The organism is Sphingopyxis sp. GW821-FHT12C06 (genome assembly GCF_058807415.1).
This window is the reverse complement of sequence record NZ_JBXAQR010000007.1, coordinates 109,721-128,670: the sequence shown is the minus strand read 5'-3', so window position 1 is coordinate 128,670 and position 18,950 is coordinate 109,721. Positions and strand designations below refer to the sequence as shown.

The following is an 18,950-nucleotide window of genomic DNA, read 5'->3' as shown; positions in this document are numbered from 1 at the left end:
TTACCATCCACCGACGCGCGGCCATTGCCCGGCCATTGTTCCGGAGCGCAGCACATCATAGGAATCATAGGCTGCACAAGTCAGGCACGCATGATTGGGCAGGACGCGAACGAGCCTGCCGATCGGCAGGCGAGCAAACCAGCTTTCGTCGGGCACTGGTACATTGCCATGTTCCTGATGCACGGTTGTAACAGCCAGCGAGCCGAGCGGTTCCAGCGTTGCTGCATCGCAGACCCGGCCATAGCCGGCATCGGGCATGAAGCGGTTGGCGCCGATGTCCTTGGACAGCGCGAGGGCTCCGGCATCAAGGATGAGGCTCGGACCGCGGCGCTGGTGGCCGATGACGGTGGCGAGCACCGAGATGGCCAGATCGTCCGCGGCGCAGATGCTGCGCGACAGCTGGGAAAGGTCGCAGAACAGGTAGATGCCTGCGCGCACCTCGGTGACGCCTTGCAAATGCTCGGCAAAGAGAGCCGTCGGTGTCGAACCGACGCTGACGACGGGGCAGGGGTGACCGTGCACACGCAGCAATTCGGCGGATGAAACCGCTGCAAGCCGCTCGACTTCCGCCAGCGCCCGGATCGGTGCGGGGGCGTCGAAAGCGTAGCTATGTCCGGCATGGGCCATCACGCCCTTCAACTCCAGTTGCGGCGCGCAGGCGGCGATAGCGTCGGCGATAGCGAGAAGCTCCTGCGATGCCGGTTCGACGCCGCTGCGGTGCTCGCCGCAGTCGATCTCGATCAGGACACCAAAGCGCGCGTCCAGCGATGCTGCCTCTTTCCCGATCGCCGCAGCCGCCTCGCTGTTGTCAACGACGAACAGCAGCCGCGCACGATGGTCGCGCTGGATCCGGTCGGCGCGGGCCAGCTTTGCCGTTGAGATAGCGGTCGAATAGAGGATGTCGCGCCAGCCTGCTGCGGCGAAATATTCGGCTTCGGCGAGGGTCGAGACGGTGATCGGACCTTGCCCCCCGTTCGCAGCGACGCGGGCGACGTCGACCGACTTGGCGGTCTTGAGGTGCGGGCGGAGCGTGACGCCCAGATCGTCGCAACGGGCGCGCATGCGCGCAGCGTTGCGTTCCAGCCGGTCGGCGTCGAGCAGCAGGCGCGGCGTGGTCAATCCGCCGAACATCGTGGCGGGGTTCATCGCACCAGCTCCCCGAGCGGATCGAGCGTATCGGCGATCAGAAGCGGCCGCGCCGTGTCGGCGACGAAAGGCAGCCCTGCGCGGTTGTGCCAGAAAACCGGCATGCCGACGCCGGCCGCGCCGGGAATGTCGGCGGGCGATCCCGCGACGAAGAGCGTCCGGGCGGGGTCGGTGCCGAGCCGGTCGAGCGCCGCGCAGTATGGCTCCGGCCGCGGTTTGTAATAGCCTGTATCTTCGGAGGTCACGACGGCTGCAAAAGGCACGCCGACGCGCTCGGCGGCCTGTCGTCCCAAGCGGGTGGAACAGTTCGTGACGACGCTGAGCCGGACTCCGCGATCGACCAGATCGCCCAGCACGCGCGATGCCTCGGGCCACGGCTGGAGCGTGTGCCATCGGGCGGTTAACGCGTCGGCAGCCGATACCGGGACGCCGGCTTGGGCTGCCGCCTCGCGAACGAGGTCCTCATAGGGGCGGTAGGCACCGCATCCATAGGTCAGTTCGAGATAGGAGCGGCGCCAGCGCAGCCCGTCGGTCCCGGATCCGGCCGCAGCGTTCCAGAGTGACCATGAGTCGAGGAGCGCGGTAAGCAGGTCGAAGACGACGGCTTCGACCGGAGCGATTTGTTTCATATTCTGACGTCCAACTTCCGCAATGGCAGCGAGACTGGCGCGGACACCAGCTTCAGCTCTTGCCGTTTCGAGGTTGGTAGCGATTAACAAGGACCCGGTTGCGTCGGCCAATGCCTGTTGCGGATGGTTTCATGCCGTCCCGTACGCATGATGCAGGACTAAACTGCGGCGAGCTTCCAGAAGGCTTCGGCCGACTGCGATTGGCGCGCGCGCGGCCGGTACAGCCGGACATCGACGGGAATATCCCAGCGCGCATCGCCCGCGCGGACCAGCGCACCCTTTACCAGATCATCTGCGACGATGCTGAGCGGAAGCCAGGCCAGCCCTTTTCCGTCTTTCGCCATGCGCGCGAGCACGAGGGTGTGCGATGTGAACACCGGCGTGAAGCTGGTCGGCATCGCATTGGCCTCGAACATCGCGGACACGATGCGGCCCATGCCCGATTCGGCGCCATAGGCGAGCAGGTTGACGGTGCCGCCCGGGTCATCCGTGAGCGGGTGGAGCGGCGCCTGATCGATCCCGTCCGGAGCGCTGACGGGCACCAGCGCGTCGGCGCCGAGCGACAGCGACTGGAAGCCCGCGCCGTCGAGGATGGATGTGGCGCCGGGATAGAAATAACACAGGCAGAAATGAGCCTTGCCATTCTGCATGATCTTCTCGGAAGCGCCCATATTGTCGGCGGTCAGCTGGATCGGGATCTCCGTATCCGTCATTGCTTGCAGCTTCGCGAGCCACTGCGGGAAGAAGTTCAGAGCCAAAGCGTGGGTAACCAGCATCTTGATTGTAGACGCCGAGGTGCCGGCGATTTCCTGAACTTCGCGCCGTCCATGCTCGATGTCGCGCAGGACAGTCTCGGCGATCACAGCGAAGCGCTTGCCCGCGGGGGTCAGCGCCATTTGGTGCGTGCTGCGATCGACGAGTTCGACGGCGAGCCATTCCTCAAGCGCCCGAATGCGACGGCTGAAAGCCGGCTGGGTGACACAGCGCGCCGATGCGGCGCGCGAAAAGTTTCCCGCGCGGATCAGGGCACCGAAGTCTTCAAGCCACGCCATTTCCATCGTTCATGCCCATCATTCTGCGTTGGACGACCGTCGTAACCTTTGCGGAACTGATCGCAACATCCGACTGCAAACTATGCCCCCGCGTATGAAATGATCCGATTTCGGCATTGGCGCTGCGACCTCCCGGTTGCCAAGGTTCGGCTATTCACAGGGGAAGGACCAGATTGACATGATCAAGAGCGCCGTTTCGACGACAAGTTCCGCCGGGCCTCGTTCAGCGCGGCGCGCGCAGACCTCCCTGGTCACGGCTTTGCTGTTTGGCGCCTGCATGTTTCCGGCGGGGGTGAATACGGCACGGGCCACATCGCCGGCATCCCCGTCCACAGACGCACTCATCCCGCGCAGCGTTCTTTTCAAAGCGCCAACTTATTCGGAAGTGCAGATTAGCCCCGACGGCCGGCAGCTTGCCTATCTTCATCCGCTCGGCGGCGTCCTCAATGTGTGGATCGCACCGATCGACGATCCGGCGGCAGGGGTCCCGCTGACGCGGTTCGACAGGCGGCCGCCCGACAGCTTTCAATGGAGCCCCGACGGGCGCTTCATCCTCGTGATGAAAGATATCGCCGGTGAGGAACATAGCCAGCTCTGGGTCGCGAGCATTGCGAAAGGCACCGTCGTCAATGTGACAGGAGACCCGGCGGTCCAGACAAAGATCGTTAAAGCCTCGGCGCGCCGTCCCGGAGAAGTGCTGGTGGGGCTCAATCTTCGCGATCGGCGTTATCGCGATATCTACCGGATTGATCTCGAGACCGGTGCACGTACCGAAGTTTACCGCAACGCCGACAACTACATCGATGTTATTGCCGATCCCGATTTCAACATCCGCCTGGGGGTGCGCGGCAACGCCGATGGTTCGTCGACCTATTTTCGGCTCGACCCCGGCGGCCGCAGCGAGCTGATGACCATCCCGCTGGTATCGCTGCGCAACTCGCGCCCGCTGGGGCTCGACGGCAAGGGGCGGCTGCTGATGTTCGACAGCCGGCAATCGGACAAGGCCGGCCTTGTTTCGCTGGATGTCGCTACGGGCGTGCGAACGCCAATGGCCGAAGCGAAGCGCGCCGACATCGTCGAGGCGATTTTCGACGAGAAGACCGACGCGTTGCTGGCGACGCGCGAAGATCCGCTGGTCGGTGAATGGACGGTGCGATCACCCGAGGTGAGCGGCGAATTCGCCGCGCTCGATGCGGCGCTCGAGGGTGCGTTCAGGATCGTCGGGCAGACCCCTGACAACGAACGCTGGCTGCTGCTCGAAACCGCGCCGGGTCATGCCGACCGCTATTTGTGGTGGGACCGGAAGAGCCGCGCGGCCACCGAACTTTTTTCGACCCGGCCCGACCTTGCGAAGAATGCGCTCGCGCGGCGGATTCCGGTGGCGATCGCGTCGCGCGACGGATTGAGCCTGCCCAGCTACCTGACTCTGCCGACACACGCCAAGCTGGGCCCCGACGGGTTGCCGGCGGCGCCCGTTCCTCTCGTCCTCGTCGTCCATGGCGGGCCATGGCTGCGCGACGACCTCGCCTTCGATAACCAGCACGCCTGGCTCGCCGACCGCGGCTATGCCGCGCTGTCGGTGAATTTTCGGGGGTCGGGTGGCTTTGGCAGCGCCTTCATGGCGGCGGGCGACAAGAAGTGGTCGGAAACGATGCACAATGATCTGCTCGATGCGGTCAATTGGGCGATCGACAAGGGCGTGACGTCGAAGGATCGCGTCGCGGTGATGGGATTGTCCTACGGCGGCTATGCGACGCAGGTGTCGCTCAGCTTCACCCCCGACACGTTCCAGTGCGGCGTCAGTCTTGCCGGCCCGAGCAACTTGCCCCGGCTGATCGCGGGAATGCCTGCGTGGTGGAACTGGCAGCGTCCGCAGTTCGAAAATCGTGTCGGTAATCCGGCCACCCCGGAGGGGGCGGCGGATCTGATGCGGCGGTCGCCGATCGCCCGCGTCGATGCGATCACCAAACCGCTGCTGGTGACGATCGGCGCCGACGATCCACGCATTTTTCCCGATCAGGCCGATGAGATCGTCGATGCGCTTGTCGCGCGCGGCAAGCCGGTGACCTATGCTTTCTACCCTGATGAAGGCCATGTATATGCGAAGGATGCGACCAACATTTCTTTCGCGGCGGTCGCAGAGCATTTTCTGTCAAAATGCCTGGGCGGGCGTGCTGAACCCTATGGCCGCGATCTTGCGAAATCCGGGATCGAGCTCCGGACCGGCGCAGCTCTGGTGCCGGGGCTGGAGCGGGCGCTCAAGGATGGCGAAATCGCATCGCACGCCGCGAAATAAAAGCCGGGCCGAACCCCTTGCTTCCCGGGCCGGCAGGCACCGGCCATGCCCGGGCAGGTGCTAGCTTCCGTCGTTGCCGAGGAAATCGTCCAGCGCCGACAAGAGGGCGTCGGGCGCCTCTTCTTGCGGGCTATGCCCGCAAGCGACGGCATGTCCGCTGACGCTTCGTGCTTTGGGGCGCCAGGTTTCGAGAACGTCGAACAATGCGCCGACGGTTCCGAACGCACCCCACAGGACGAGCAGCGGTGCCTCGATGACGCGGTCAGCATCGGCCGCGTCATGGTCGAGGTCGATGCTCGCGGCGGCACGATAATCCTCGCAGATGGCGTGACGCGTCGCCGGATCGCGGTAACAGCGGCGATATTCGGCGAGCACGCGTGGATCGAGCGACCCCGCAATCTTGGTCTGGCCGGTGATATGGCGGTCGAGGAAAAAATCGGGATCGGCGGCGATCAAACGCTCGGGCAGGTCGAACGGCTGGATCAGGAAGAACCACCAGAAATAGCGCGTGGCGAACTCGCGGCTCGTCTGTGCATACATCGTCGCGGTCGGCGCGATGTCGAGCAGCACCAGGCGTGTGACGCAATCGGGATGGTCGAGCGCCATGCGATGCGCGACGCGGGCGCCGCGATCATGTGCGACAACGGCGAAGCGGTCGAAGCCGAGCGATGCCATCACCGCGACCTGGTCGGCCGCCATTGCGCGCTTCGAATAATTCCAATGCCCGGCATCGCCCGCCGGCTTGTCGCTGTCGCCATAGCCGCGCAGGTCGGTGGCGACGACGGTGAAGCGTTTCGCGAGTTCGGGTGCGACCTTGTACCAGCTGAGATGCGTCTGGGGATGCCCGTGAAGCAGCAACAGCGGCGGTCCTGAGCCGCCGACTGCGGCGCGAATATTAATTCCGTCGACGTCGATGTCCTGCCAGCGAAAGTCCGGCATCAGGTCGGGATATTCGGGCGCGGTCATGGCGCTGCCCTGTCCGCCAGCCAAGGGTTGTTTGCGAGATAGGCGTCCTCGAACGCGCGGATGCGTTCGGCATGGGTCAGCGTTTCGCCGATCCGGTCGAGGCCGAGCATCAACGCGCGCCGGATCGCGGGGTCGACGTCGAAGGCGAGGATATGGTCTGCAATCTCGATTTTCTGCATGTCCAGGTCTATGGTCATATCCCCCGCGCCATCGTCGAGCAAAGCGGCTAGCATGGCAACATCGGAGAGAGGCAGGGCGAGGAGGAGGAGCCCGTTGTTCGCGGCATTGTCGGCAAAGATCGCGCCGAAGGACGAACCGATGATCGCGCGAACGCCATATTGCAACATGCCCCAGACAGCATGTTCGCGTGATGATCCGCAGCCGAAATTCGGGCCCGCGAGCAGGAAACGCGCATCCGCCATGTCCGGGCGGTTCAGGATGAAACCGGAGCGGCGCACGCCTTCGGCATCGAAACGCAGATCGTGAAAAAGCCCGGCTGCCAGTCCCGAACGGTCGATACCTTTCAGATAGGCTTTTGGCATGATGACATCGGTATCGATATTGGCCCCGGGCATCGCGGCGATACGGCCCGAGAGGCGAAGAAAGCGTTCCATTACGGGCATTGTAGCGGCTCCAGCATGGCGAGTGCGCGAACGTCGGTCAGCTTTCCCGACACGGCTGCGGCGGCGACCATCGCCGGGCTCATCAGATGCGTGCGCCCGCCGACACCTTGCCGCCCCTCGAAATTGCGGTTGGTGCTCGATGCGCAGCGTTCGCCGGGCGCGAGCATATCGTCGTTCATCGCGAGGCAGAGCGAACAGCCCGACTGGCGCCATTCGAAGCCGGCATCGAGGAATATCTGCGCCAGTCCTTCCTCTTCGGCGGCGCGACGGACGCTGCTGCTCCCGGGCGAGATCATCGCGCGGACACCGGGCGCAACCTTGCGTCCTTTCAGGATCCGGGCGGCGTCGCGAATGTCCGACAGGCGGGCGTTGGTGCATGAACCGATGAAGGCGCGGTCGATCGCAATGTCCTGAAGCGGCATGTCGGGCGCGAGACCCATATAGGCGATCGCCCGCGCTGCGTCGTCGCGCGCGCCTTCGGGCATGTCGGCGGGATCGGGAACGCGGTCGGTGATCGCGAGCGTCTGGTCGGGGCTGGTGCCCCAACTCACGAGCGGCGGCACGTCGGCGGCGTCGAGATGCAATTCGGTATCAAAACGCGCGCCCGGGTCGCTGTGCAGGTTCCGCCAGCTTTCGCGGGCGCGTTCCAGCATCACCGGTGACGGCGCGCGCGGGCAGGGGGAGATATAGTCGATGACCTTGTCGTCGGGTGCCATCAGCGCGACGCGCGCGCCGCATTCGACCGCCATGTTGCAGATCGTCATGCGTGCCTCGACCCCCATCGCGTCAATCGCGGCCCCGGCGAACTCGACCGCATGGCCTGCCGCGCCGGCAGCGCCGATCCGGCGGATCACTTCCATGATGACATCCTTTGCCGTTACCCCCGGCGCGAGCATTCCGTCGACGGTGATCCGCATCGTCTTGAGCCGGCGGTAAACGAGCGTCTGGCTCGCCAGCAGATGTTCGATGTCCGACGTGCCGATGCCGAAACCGACGACGCCAAAGGCGCCATAGGTGGATGAATGGCTGTCGCCGGCGGCGATGACGGTCCCCGGCAGCACCAGCCCCAGTTCGGGCAGCACGACATGCTCGATGCCCTGGCGCGGATCGAGCACATCGAAAATTTCGATGCCGAAATCGCGGCCATTCTCCGACAGATATGCGATCTGACGCCGCGCGCCTTCGTCGACCTTGCCTTCGCCATGGACGGGGGCGGTCGAATTGACATGGTCGACGACGCCGAGCGAAGCGGCGGGTCGCCACAGTTTGCGGCCGGCGTCGCGCAAACCGCTGAAGGCTTGGGGGCTTGTATATTCGTTGAGCACCGTTCTATCGATATAGAGCAACAAGCGCTCGCCGGCGCCTTCGGGACCGTCGAACGACAATATCCGGTGTTGATCGATGATCTTGTCGTAGAGCGTCTTTGGCGACGACATATTTTCTGCCCTTCCTGCGAATTCGCAAGGCTGGGCTTAGCTTGCCGCGTTCGGGCGAAGCCAATGCCGGGACAGTATCAATTGATGCGACAGATGGATTCTTATGGATATCATGTGGCTAGAGGACTTCATCAAGCTTGCTGATGAAGGCAATTTCTCCCGCGCCGCCGAGGCGCGCAACCTGACTCAGCCGGCGTTCAGCCGGCGAATCCGCGCGCTCGAGGACTGGGTCGGCGCGACCCTGGTCGACCGCGACACCCACCGGATCGCGCTGACCGAAGCGGGCCTCGCCTTTCGTGTGTTGGCCGAGGACATATTACGGCGGCTCGCGCTGGGGCGCGATCATGTTCGGGAAATCGGCGGTACGCTGAGCAACGAAATTCGTTTCGCATCGACGCATGCGCTGTCGACGACTTTCTTCCCGGCGTGGCTGCGGAGCCTCGACAATGGCAAGGAGGCGGGCACGATCACGCTGATCGCCGACCATATGGTTGCCTGCGAACGCTTCATGCTGGAGGGCAAGGCCGATTTCCTGCTTTGCCATCATCATGCTGCCGCGGCGCACCGGCTCGATCCCGCGGGCTTCGCGTCGCTCCCGCTCGGCAACGATGTCCTGCTGCCGGTCGCGGCGCCGCTTGCCGATGGTACGCCGATGTATCAGCTCCCCGGATCGGGCGAACATCCTCTGCCCTATCTGGAGTTTGAGGAGCGTTCGGGGATGGGGCGCATCCTTCAGGCGGCGCAAGTCATCGCGGCGGGCTCGGCCGTTCTGCGGGCGGTCTTTCGGTCGCATATGGCGTCCGCGCTCCTCTCGATGGCGCGCGACGGGCGCGGTGTCTGCTGGGCACCGCTCAGTCTTGCCGAAGCCGACCTCGAGAGCGGCCGGCTTGTGCCCGCCGGGGACACGCGCTGGCATGTTCCGATCGAAATCCGGATATACAAGCCGATCGCGCGCCGCAGCCCCAGCGTCGAGGCCTTTTGGAGCAGTCTCAAGAAGCGCCCGGACGAACCGGCATTCTAACCCGCGCGTTCCGACTTTAGTGCTATATCCATTTGATATTTATATAAAAACAGGAAGTGAATGATTCTATGTCGAACCGGCATTGGGATCATGCTTCGCCCCGACCTAGACAGGCTCGACCCTCGCACCGCCCGACCAACGGGCGCTTTGACAGAGGGGTAAGGGCGGAGAAAAAACATGATCCAGGGGCCGGCTGCACATTCCAACTTCGATAAAAAGTTCAGGATTTCTACTTCACTGCTTGCGATAGCATTGATGACCGGGCTCACCGGCCCAGCCTATGCACAGGCCGCGCCCGAAGATGGCGCCGCCGCGGAAGCCAGCGATATCGTTGTGACGGGCTCGCGTATCGGCCGCCCGGTGCTCGACCTGCCGACCCCGGTCGGCGTCGTCAGTTCCGAATCCCTCGAAGCGAACAATGCGCAGTTCGACATCGGCCGCGCGCTCGCGCAGCAGCCGGCGATCGGTTTTTCGGGTAGCATGCAACAGAGCCAGCAGAGTGGTGCGTCGGGCTCGCGCGGTGAAAACAGCGGCGGCCTTGCCGTCGTCGATCTGCGCAACCTCGGTTCGAACCGCACGCTGGTGCTGGTCAACGGCAAGCGCCGCGTCGCCGGCGCCACCGACAGCGCCGCTGTCGATCTCAATGCGATCAACCCCAATCTGATCGAGCGCGTCGAAATCATCACCGGTGGCGCATCGGCAATCTACGGCTCGGATGCCGTATCGGGCGTTGTGAACATCCTCCTCAAGGAGGATTTCGACGGCGTTCGCCTGTCGTTCAGCGGGTCGCAGCCGGCGCGCGGCCCCGAAGGCTTTACTTACGGCGGCAGCATCCTCGCGGGACATAATTTCGCCGACGGGCGCGGCAACATCACCGTCGCGGCCGACTATACGAAGGTGCAGGAAATCACCCCGCGTCAGGCCGACATGAAAAACAATGTCGCGATGGTCAATCCGGCCGATACCGGTCCGAACGACGGTATTCCCGACTATATCATCGTTTCCGGCGGCGAAGCCTTTCAATATTCGGGTTATGGCGCCGTGGGCCTGCGCGGTGACACGGGAGGGCTCGGCGCGTTCGTCTTCAACGATGACGGCACGCCGCGCCGTGCGCCGACGCCGCTGTTCACCGATGGCAGCCTGTTCGGGAAATTCGACAATTGCGGGCCGGCCTGCTTCCGCTTCGACGATTCGATTTCGATCGTTCCCGATATCGAGCGCTACAACCTCAACCTCAGCACCCATTTCGATTTCAGCGACAATGTGCGGGCCTATTTCGGCGCCGACTATAACAACACGTCGAGCTATGGCCGCGGGCAGCCCGTCCTCCGCGCGGCACAGCCGATCAACATCGCGCAGAACGCGTTCCTCAACGAGCCCTTCCGCCAGCAACTACTGGGGGCCGGCGCGACGACGCTGCAGCTCGATCGCCTCTATACCGACGTCGGGCTGCGCTACAGCCAGGTCGATCGTAACAGCCTCTCCTTTGTCGGCGGTCTGAAGGGCGAGTTCGAGACCGGCTTCTCCGATCTCCGCTATGATATCTATGGCACCTATGGCCGCACCAAGGCGAAGTTCATCGGTTACAACCGCATGCTCCTGCCCAATCTGCGCGCCGCCCTCGACGCCGTGGTCGATCCCGGTTCGGGGCAGATACGTTGCCGCATGGATGTGCCGGCGCTTCAACCCGTCGGCTATGTCCGGCCCAATATTGTCGGTGGCGGCGCTTGCGTGCCTTTCAATCCGTTCGGTTCGACCGCCAGCTCGCAGGAAGCGCGCGATTTTGTCAGCACGACCACGGTGTCCAACGCCTTTGTTCGGCAGACCACCGCCGGCTTCTCGCTCTCGGGCGATTCGAGCAAGTTCCTGACCATGCCCGGCGGCGGGTCGATCGGCATCGCGCTCGGCGCCGAATATCGCAAGGAACGCAACGGCCGGACTACCGATCCGCTGATCAAGGCCGGGGTGACTAATCAGGCGTCGTCGCAGGATTATTCGGGTGGCTATCATGTCACCGAATTCTTCGGCGAATTGAGCGTACCCATTTTGACCGACATGCCTTTTGCCAAGCTGCTGTCGGTCGAAGGCGCGGTGCGCCACGCCGATTATAGCCACGCCGGGAAAGCGACATCGTGGAAAGCCGGCGCGATCTGGGAGCCCGTCGACGGGTTCCGCCTGCGCGCAACGCTCAGCCGCGCCATTCGCGCACCGAACATCTTCGAAGCCTTCCGCCCGAGCGAGGGCCAGACGACCAACGTCAACGACCCCTGTTCGCAAAACAACCTCGGCCAGAATCCCAATCGCCCCGAAAACTGCCGGTTGTTGGGTCGCCCCGCGGGCTTCGTCCCGGTCAGCGGGGGGATCGGCGTGCCGTTCATCGTATCGGGCAATCAGGATCTGCGCCCCGAAGTTTCAGACAGCTGGACGGCCGGCTTCGTCCTGACGCCGAATTTCCTGCCCGGCCTTCAGATTTCGGCCGACTGGTTCGACATCAAGATTGAAGATGCGATCAGCTTTCTCAGTCCGCAAGCGATCGCCGAAAATTGCGTCGACCGCGCTGGCGGCCCCGATCCGGACCTGTGTGCGCTGATCACCCGCGACACGACCCCCGGCGCGAACTTCTTCAGCATCACCGGCGGCAGAAGCACCTATGTCAACACGTCGAAGCTAGAGACCTCGGGCCTCGATACGCAGATATTCTATGCCCGTCCGTTGGGGGAGGGGCGCATCTCGGCTAACCTCGCCTTTACCTATCTGCACCGCCTGCGGACCTTCACTTTCCAGGCGCGGCCGGACCTCTACACCGTGCTCGAGGGCTACTACGGCTACCCCAAATACAAGGGCGTCGTCGGGCTCAACTATTCGACCGGCGGCCTGACGGTCGGCTGGCAGGGCCGATATCAGTCGAATCAGGCGCTGACCGATATTTCGCCGGGCATCAGCCGCGAACTCCTGTCGCCTGACCGGACGGGGTCGAAGTTCTACAACGACATTTCAGCGTCTTACACGCTGCCGATCCGGGGCGAGCAGGAAGCCAAATTCTCCTTTGGCGTCACCAACCTGTTCAACGTACGTTTGCCGGTAATGGAGTCGGTTCAGGTCATCGATCCGTCGGGGGGCGGCTTTGACCAGTTCGGCCCTGTGATCCGGGCAGGCCTCGAAGTGAATTTCTGATCCCAAACCGGCAAGGATGGGACTCGCGGCGCGCTCGGGCTCGCGGGTCCCATTCCTTCATCTAACGAAAACCGGTTTGCTTGCAGAAAGTGCGATCATGAGTTCTGAAACGGTTCGCCCCGCCCGGCAAAAGGGTTTTCTCGGCTTCGTCGAGCGTGTGGGCAATCTGCTGCCCGACCCGACGATCATCTTCATCTATCTCATCATCGTGCTGATGCTGGTTTCGGCGCTCGGCGCAGCCCTCGGCTGGAGCGCCTCGCTTCCCTACACGGGCAAGGAAGCACCGGCGAACGCCGAGCTTGCGGGCGGCGTCCTGACCTATCGCGCGTCGAGCCTCTTCTCCGCCGGGAATATCACGCGCCTGTTCACCGAGATGCCGCGCACCTATTCCAGCTTCACGCCGCTGGGCATCGTCCTGACCATCATGATGGGCGCCGCGGTTGCCGAGCGATCGGGCATGTTTTTCGCGCTGATCCGGGGTTCGCTGCGCAACACACCGCGCCGCTACATGACCCCGCTGATCGCGGTCATCGGCATGGTGTCGCACCACGCCGCCGACGCCGCCTATGTCGTGCTGATCCCGCTTTCCGCGGTGCTGTTCGCATCGGTGGGGCGCCATCCGCTTGCCGGTATTGCCGCCGCGCTCGCCGCCGTGTCGGGCGGCTATGCGGGCAACATCATGCCCGGCCAGCTCGACGTCCTGCTGTTCGGCTTTACGCAGGAGGCGGCACGCATCGTCGATCCGGGCTGGACGATGAACCCGCTCGGCAACTGGTATTTCATCCTCGGTATCGTCGTCTTCTTCACGCCGATCGTCTGGTTCGTCACCGACCGGATCGTCGAGCCGCGGTTGGGCAAGTGGAACGAGGAAGTCGACGAACAGCTGCGCGCCGATCTTGAAAAAGGCGAACTCAGCGCCGACGAGCGCCGCGGGCTTCGTCACGCCGGCATTGTCGCGCTGCTCGTCGTGGCCGCATTCGCCGCGCTGTGCCTCTGGCCCGGCTACACGCCGTTCATCGATCAGGAAGCGCAGGGTCCGATCCGGCTGCAACCGCTCTACGCCTCGATCATTGCGGCGCTGTTCCTTCTCTTCCTGTTCACCGGGACGGTCTTCGGGCGCGCGACGGGCGTGATCAAAAGCTCGTCGGACGTGATCGGCATGATGCGCGAAGGCGTAAGGACCCTCGCACCCTATGTTGTCTTCGTCTTCTTCGCCGCGCATTTCGTGGCGATGTTCAACTGGTCGGGCATCGGTCCGATCATCGCGATCAGCGGCGCCGAGAAATTGCAGGGCATGGGGCTTCCCGCCCCGCTGCTCCTCGTCTGTGTGCTACTTCTGTCCTCTCTGCTCGATCTGTTCATCGGATCGGCGACTGCGAAATGGAGCGTGTTGTCGTCGGTGGTCGTGCCGATGTTCATGCTGCTCGGCATCAGCCCCGAAATGACGACCGCCGCCTATCGCATGGGCGACAGCTACACCAACATCATGACGCCGCTGATGAGTTATTTCCCGCTGGTCCTTGTCTTCTGCCAGCGCTGGGACAAGAGCATGGGGGTCGGCTCATTGCTCGCGCTGATGCTGCCCTATGCGCTCTGCTTCATGGCGATGGGGATCATGATGACGGTCGCGTGGGTCGGTTTCGACCTGCCGCTCGGTCCCGGCGCCCAGGTCTTTTATCAACTGCCCGGGCATGTCCGCCCATGAGGAACAACGCCATGCCCGTCGATCTCTCGCACCTCGAAGCCGACATGACCGGCTGGCGCCGGCACATCCACCAGCATCCCGAGCTCGGCTTTCACGAGCACGGCACCAGCGCCTTCATCATCGGCCTGCTGCGCGAGTTCGGGATCGAGGAGATAGAGACCGGGATCGGCGGAACCGGGATCGTCGCAACGATCCGCGCCGGGCAGTCGGACCGCGCCATCGGCATCCGCGCCGACATCGACGCGCTGCCGATGACCGAGGCGCGCGCGTCGGACCATAGCTCGGCCAATCCCGGCGTGATGCACGCATGCGGTCACGACGGGCACACCGCGATGCTGCTCGGCGCCGCCAAACATCTCGCCGCAACGCGCAATTTCGACGGCGCAGTGCATCTGATCTTCCAGCCCGCCGAGGAATCGCTCGGCTATAGCGGTGCCGACGGGCATCCCGAGGGCGGCGCCAGCGCGATGATCCGCGACGGGTTGTTCGAACGTTTCCCGATGCAGGCGATCTTCGGCGTTCACAATCGCCCCGGCCTCCCCGCCGGAAAGCTCGCCGGGCGCGTCGGGCCGCTCTATGCCGCCGCCGACCTGTTCAAGATCAGCGTGAAGGGCAAGGGCGGCCACGCCGCGCGCCCGCATCTCGCCATCGACCCGATCCTCGTTGCGTCACACATCGTCGTCGCGGTGCAGAGCATCGTCGCGCGCAATATCGATCCGATGGATGCCGCGGTCGTGTCGATCTGCAAGATGGAAGCGGGCACCGCGTTCAACATCATCGCCGACGAAGCGCATCTCGCGGGCACCGTCCGCACCCTGTCGCGGCAGAGCCAGGATCTGGTCGAGCAGCGACTGCGCGACGTAGTCGAAAGCGTCGCGCGCTCCTTCGGTGCCGAGGCCGAGCTGCATTATGAGCGCGGCTATCCCGCCCTCCACAATCCCGCCGACGTCTATGGCCGTGTACGCGACATCGCCATCGGGCTGATCGGCGCCGATCGCTTCATCGATCTCGAAGCCCCGGCGATGGGGGGCGAGGATTTCGCGCGCTACCTTGACGTCGTGCCGGGCTGCTTCCTGCTGCTCGGCAATGGCGACACCGGCCCCGGCGCGGTGATGCTGCACAACAATCATTATGAATATGACGACGCCATCTCGCCCACCGGGGCGGCGCTGTGGGTCGCACTGGCCGAAGATTTTCTCCCTTCATCAAGCTCGTAGAGAGGTCGCCCCCTATGTCGAACCGTCGTTCGTCGCTGCTCCGCAAGGCAAGCTGCCTCGTGCTCCTGTCCGCAACGCTGACGGCAGCGCAGGCACAAGAGAAGGTCACCATCTATCGCGGCGAATATGGCGTGCCGCATGTGGTGGCCGACACCTCCGACGCGGTGATGTTCGGTGCGGGCTATGCGATCGCGCACGACCGCCTCGCCGCGATGGAACTCGCGCGGCACAACACACAGGGTCGCCGCGCCGAGCTGGTCGGGAAATCGGCGATCGAAAGTGACAAGATGATGCGCGGGCGCCGGCTGTCCGATGCGCAGTTGCTGCAACGCTATCGCGCGCTGGCCCCCGAACATCAGAAGATGATCCAGGCGATGGTCGATGGCATCAACAAGCGCATCGACGAAGTGAACGCCGATCCCGAGACCAAGACCCCGCTCGAGTTCATCCGCTGGGGCATCCGTCCGACGCGCTGGAGTCTCGCCGAATATCTCGCGCTGATCAGCGCCGCGCCGCTGGGGCGCGACACCTATGAAATCCGCAATCTCGAATTTCTGAAGGCGATGACGGCGCGCTACGGTCAGGACAAGGCATGGCAGATCTTCAATGATGTCGTGCCGATCTCCGATCCCGATTCCCCGACCACCATCCCCGCCGGAGACGATCTCGCCCCCGCCCGGCCGATGCCCAGGCCGGTCCTTTCGCCAGCGCAGCTGGCTCCAAATCGAAATCTCGCCTCCGCCTCAGCACAGACGAAGCCGACCGAAGCCGTGAAGGGCGCGAGCCGCTGCATGGTCATCGGACCCGCCAAGACGGCGAGCGGCAAGGTGCTGATGCTGGAGGCCACCGCCGACGGCCCCGAAATTCACCTGAAGGGCGGCGGTTTCGACAATAGCGGCTTCGGATCGACCGGCTGGGGCGTCCCGACGATGGGCCGCGGCGCGCAGCACGGCTGGCTGCTGGTGTCGGGCAGCAGCGAAGCCGGCACGACCTTCGCCGAAAAGCTGAACCCCAAGAACCCGTATGAATATTGGTACAAGGGCGCGTGGAAGAAAATGGAGCATCGCACCGAGGCCTTCAAGGTCAAGGACGGCGAGCCCTTCACGCACGAAGTCGCGTGGACGATCCACGGCCCGGTGATCGCGTGGGATATCGAAAACGGCACCGCTTACGCGCAGCAAATGGGCGTACACGGCCGCGAGCTCGACACATGGGTCGCCTTTGCTGAAATGGGCCGCGCGAAGAGCCTGACCGAATTCAGGGAAAAGGGCGTCGACCGGCTTGGCTGGAATCTTGGCGCCTGCTATGGCGGCGAAGACGGCACAATCGCCTATTTCGAGGCGGGCGCACTTCCCAAAAAGGCCGCCGGGGTCGATCCGCGGCTGCCGACGCCGGGCACCGGCGAATATGAGTGGACGGGCTTCCTGACTCCGGCGGAAAAGCCACACATGATCAACCCGAAACAGGGTTATTTCATGTCGTGGAACAGCAAGGCGACCGGCTGGTCGCAAGAGGGCGACAATGCGCGGATCGGTGCGACCTTCCGCACATGGCTTGGCGACCGGCTTGCCAAGGCGGGCCAGTCGCTGACCCTGCTCGACATGCGCGACTTCAATGGCAAGATCTTCAACGCGCTCGGCGCGGTCGACCGCAATCAGGCGGCGCCCGACTTTTTCGCGCCCTATATCCGGGCTGCGATCACGGCGAGCGACGATCCCGAGGTCAAACAGGCCGGCGAGTTGATGCTCAGCTTCAACGGTCTGTATCAGGACCGCGACGCCGACCAGAAATACGACAATCCGGGACTGACTCTCTATCGCAGCTGGCTGCAGGTGGCGCCTAAAACGCTGTTTGGCGACGATATGGGCGACTGGTGGAAAGCGATCGATGCCGACCGCTACCTGACCTACCAGTCGAGCCTGCTCCTGCGCGCCTTTCAGGGCGACAAGGCCGGTGCGCCGCTGGGCGTCGACTATTTCAACGGGCGCGATCGCACCGCGATGATGATCGACACGATCAAGGCAACGATCGCCGACGTCAAACCGCGCTTCCCCGGCAAGGACATGGCCGACTGGAAGCAGCCGATTTACTGGAAATATTTCGACGCCTCGCTCGAAACCCCCGACCGTCCGCAGATGGCCGAGGATTATCCCGAGCATCGCCTGTCGGCGGTCTTGCGCCTCGGCCCGACGATGGCGCCGCACAATGGCGGCGAAAGCTGGGTCGGGCTGATGGAGATCGCGCGCGACCGGCGCGCGCTCTATTCGGTGATCGATGCGGGCGGCCAGAATCTGTTCGTCGATCCCAAGGGCAAGGGTAATCCCCATCTCGCCGACCAGACGATGATGCACGAAACCAACGAGCTGAAAAAGATTCCGCTCACGGACGACGAAATCCGCGCGACGTCGACCTCGACCGACATCCTTGAATATCGACCCGCGCGCAAATAGCCGCCCGCGCGGCGTGTTCTGCCGACCACAGCCGAAAATTCGAATGGCGTCCACATGCGGGGATGTGGAGCCCGACGATCGACCTCACACCGGGCGGCGCGCGGTTCGGGGATGACATGCGGCTTTACCGCATTCGCCTTCGTGGTAAACAGGGCCTTGAAAACAAGCTGGTATTTGTAAAGTGTCGCGGCGCCTGACTGGCGGCGAACGGGAGTTGGATTTGGATTCGCCGCAGCAATTCGTTGTTCAACGGTTTTCGGACGCCGACTTCGCGCCGGGTGAGCGTTATGATGCGTTTCTCAGTCGCAGCATCCCGAAACTATACGAACTCTCGCCGCTAACGCCCTTTTTTATCGATAGCACGATGGTGCAAATCGGCCGGTTGACGATTGTCTATACCAACATCGCCGGCCAGCGCTGGCTCCGTGGAAGTGCGCAACTCCGCTCCGCGCCGGGAGATGAGCTGTGCATCAACGCCAGTCTGGAAATCGAGGCGCAGGGGATTGCGGGTGAGCGAACCTTTCACCAGACACCGGGCAGCGCTGCGCTCACCGATGTGTCGCAAGCATCGGTGCATGAATCGACGGGTGGTCACTCGATTCAACTCGTCGTTCCGCGCGCTCTGGCCACGAGTGCGGGTCTGGATGTCGCTGAATTGCATGGGCTTGTCCTGCCGCGCGGCATCGCCCGGATGCTGACCTCACACCTGCTCCATCTGCGCGATGGGCTTCATTATCTTGGTGTGGATGATAGTCCGCAGCTTGAACGGACGATCATGGATATGCTCTGCCTCGCCATCGGTGCGACTGGCCGCGCGGACCAGTTGAATGCGGGCGCTTTATCGTCGACCGCGCTTGAGCGCGCGCGGCACGAGATTCGCCAGAATCTTGGCTCGTCACGACTGACCGCGACCAATTTGTGCCGAACACTGGGCGTTTCACGTAGTTCGTTGCACCGGATGTTCGAAGCCGATGGCGGTGTGCAGGCCTATATCCGCAATGCCCGGCTCGACGCCGCCCGGCTGACGCTGGTCGGGGCAGGCGAAAGCTCCCGGATCATCGATGTGGCCGAACGGCTGGGCTTTGCCGATGCGGCGCATTTCAGTCGCTCCTTCCGCGAGAGATTTGGCGAGACCCCAACCGAATTCCGAAGAAAGATCGACGGCGGATCAAAGGCGTAGCCAAGCCGGAAGGAATATCAAGCTTGTGCCAATCTGGCGCATAGGTTCAAGTGCG

The 18,950-nt window shown here is 63.7% G+C and carries 13 protein-coding genes; 7 read left to right on the top strand and 6 right to left on the bottom strand.

The window, feature by feature from the left end:
- From AC1RRJ_RS19885 to AC1RRJ_RS19875, 3 genes are all read right to left on the bottom strand, one after another.
- Entirely contained in the window at window positions 1–1,146 is a 1,146-nt protein-coding gene (locus AC1RRJ_RS19885) for an alanine racemase (protein ID WP_493125940.1), read from the bottom strand.
- A complete protein-coding gene (locus tag AC1RRJ_RS19880; RefSeq protein WP_493125938.1) occupies window positions 1,143–1,775 on the bottom strand; it encodes an HAD family hydrolase in 633 nt (210 codons plus the stop codon). Before AC1RRJ_RS19880 ends, AC1RRJ_RS19885 begins: the two co-directional genes overlap by 4 nt.
- Before the next feature lie 158 nt (window positions 1,776–1,933).
- Window positions 1,934–2,827 carry a LysR family transcriptional regulator gene (locus AC1RRJ_RS19875; RefSeq protein WP_493125936.1) on the bottom strand — a complete coding sequence of 298 codons (894 nt, stop codon included), beginning with the start codon at window positions 2,825–2,827 and terminating at the stop codon, window positions 1,934–1,936.
- Window positions 2,828–3,212: 385 nt separating this feature from the next.
- Between AC1RRJ_RS19875 and AC1RRJ_RS19870 the strand changes: the two genes are divergently transcribed.
- A complete protein-coding gene (locus AC1RRJ_RS19870) occupies window positions 3,213–5,123 on the top strand; it encodes a S9 family peptidase (RefSeq protein ID WP_493125934.1) in 1,911 nt (636 codons plus the stop codon).
- A 60-nt stretch (window positions 5,124–5,183) separates the two neighbouring features.
- Here AC1RRJ_RS19870 and AC1RRJ_RS19865 read toward each other — a convergent pair whose 3' ends face one another.
- Genes AC1RRJ_RS19865 through leuC form a run of 3 tightly spaced genes read right to left on the bottom strand, consistent with a single transcriptional unit; the run spans window position 5,184 to window position 8,148 of the window.
- Window positions 5,184–6,089 (bottom strand): alpha/beta fold hydrolase, encoded by a 906-nt coding sequence (locus AC1RRJ_RS19865; RefSeq protein WP_493125932.1) that lies wholly within the window; start codon window positions 6,087–6,089, stop codon window positions 5,184–5,186.
- The gene (gene leuD, locus AC1RRJ_RS19860; RefSeq protein WP_493125930.1) at window positions 6,086–6,703 is read right to left on the bottom strand and encodes a 3-isopropylmalate dehydratase small subunit; all 618 of its coding nucleotides are present in this window, start codon (window positions 6,701–6,703) and stop codon (window positions 6,086–6,088) included. The genes AC1RRJ_RS19865 and leuD overlap by 4 nt, the downstream gene beginning before the upstream one ends.
- Complete coding sequence (gene leuC, locus AC1RRJ_RS19855) at window positions 6,703–8,148, bottom strand: 3-isopropylmalate dehydratase large subunit (protein ID WP_493125928.1); 1,446 nt, start codon at window positions 8,146–8,148, stop codon at window positions 6,703–6,705. Before leuC ends, leuD begins: the two co-directional genes overlap by 1 nt.
- Before the next feature lie 103 nt (window positions 8,149–8,251).
- On the opposite strand from leuC, the gene AC1RRJ_RS19850 reads away from it, so the two are divergent.
- From AC1RRJ_RS19850 to AC1RRJ_RS19825, 6 genes are all read left to right on the top strand, one after another.
- Window positions 8,252–9,169, top strand: a complete 918-nt coding sequence (locus AC1RRJ_RS19850; RefSeq protein ID WP_493125926.1) for a LysR family transcriptional regulator — start codon at window positions 8,252–8,254, stop codon at window positions 9,167–9,169.
- A 255-nt stretch (window positions 9,170–9,424) separates the two neighbouring features.
- Entirely contained in the window at window positions 9,425–12,343 is a 2,919-nt protein-coding gene (locus AC1RRJ_RS19845; RefSeq protein ID WP_493125924.1) for a TonB-dependent receptor plug domain-containing protein, read from the top strand.
- Window positions 12,344–12,440: 97 nt separating this feature from the next.
- Window positions 12,441–14,048: an AbgT family transporter gene (locus AC1RRJ_RS19840; RefSeq protein ID WP_493125922.1), complete on the top strand. Its 1,608-nt coding sequence runs from the start codon at window positions 12,441–12,443 to the stop codon at window positions 14,046–14,048.
- Window positions 14,049–14,059: 11 nt separating this feature from the next.
- Window positions 14,060–15,265 (top strand): M20 aminoacylase family protein, encoded by a 1,206-nt coding sequence (locus AC1RRJ_RS19835; RefSeq protein WP_493125920.1) that lies wholly within the window; start codon window positions 14,060–14,062, stop codon window positions 15,263–15,265.
- A gap of 14 nt (window positions 15,266–15,279) precedes the next feature.
- Window positions 15,280–17,715, top strand: coding sequence for a penicillin acylase family protein (locus tag AC1RRJ_RS19830; protein WP_493125918.1), 2,436 nt, complete (start codon window positions 15,280–15,282; stop codon window positions 17,713–17,715).
- Between the two features lie 220 nt (window positions 17,716–17,935).
- Window positions 17,936–18,895, top strand: coding sequence for a helix-turn-helix transcriptional regulator (locus tag AC1RRJ_RS19825; protein WP_493125916.1), 960 nt, complete (start codon window positions 17,936–17,938; stop codon window positions 18,893–18,895).
- Window positions 18,896–18,950: the final 55 nt, after the last annotated feature.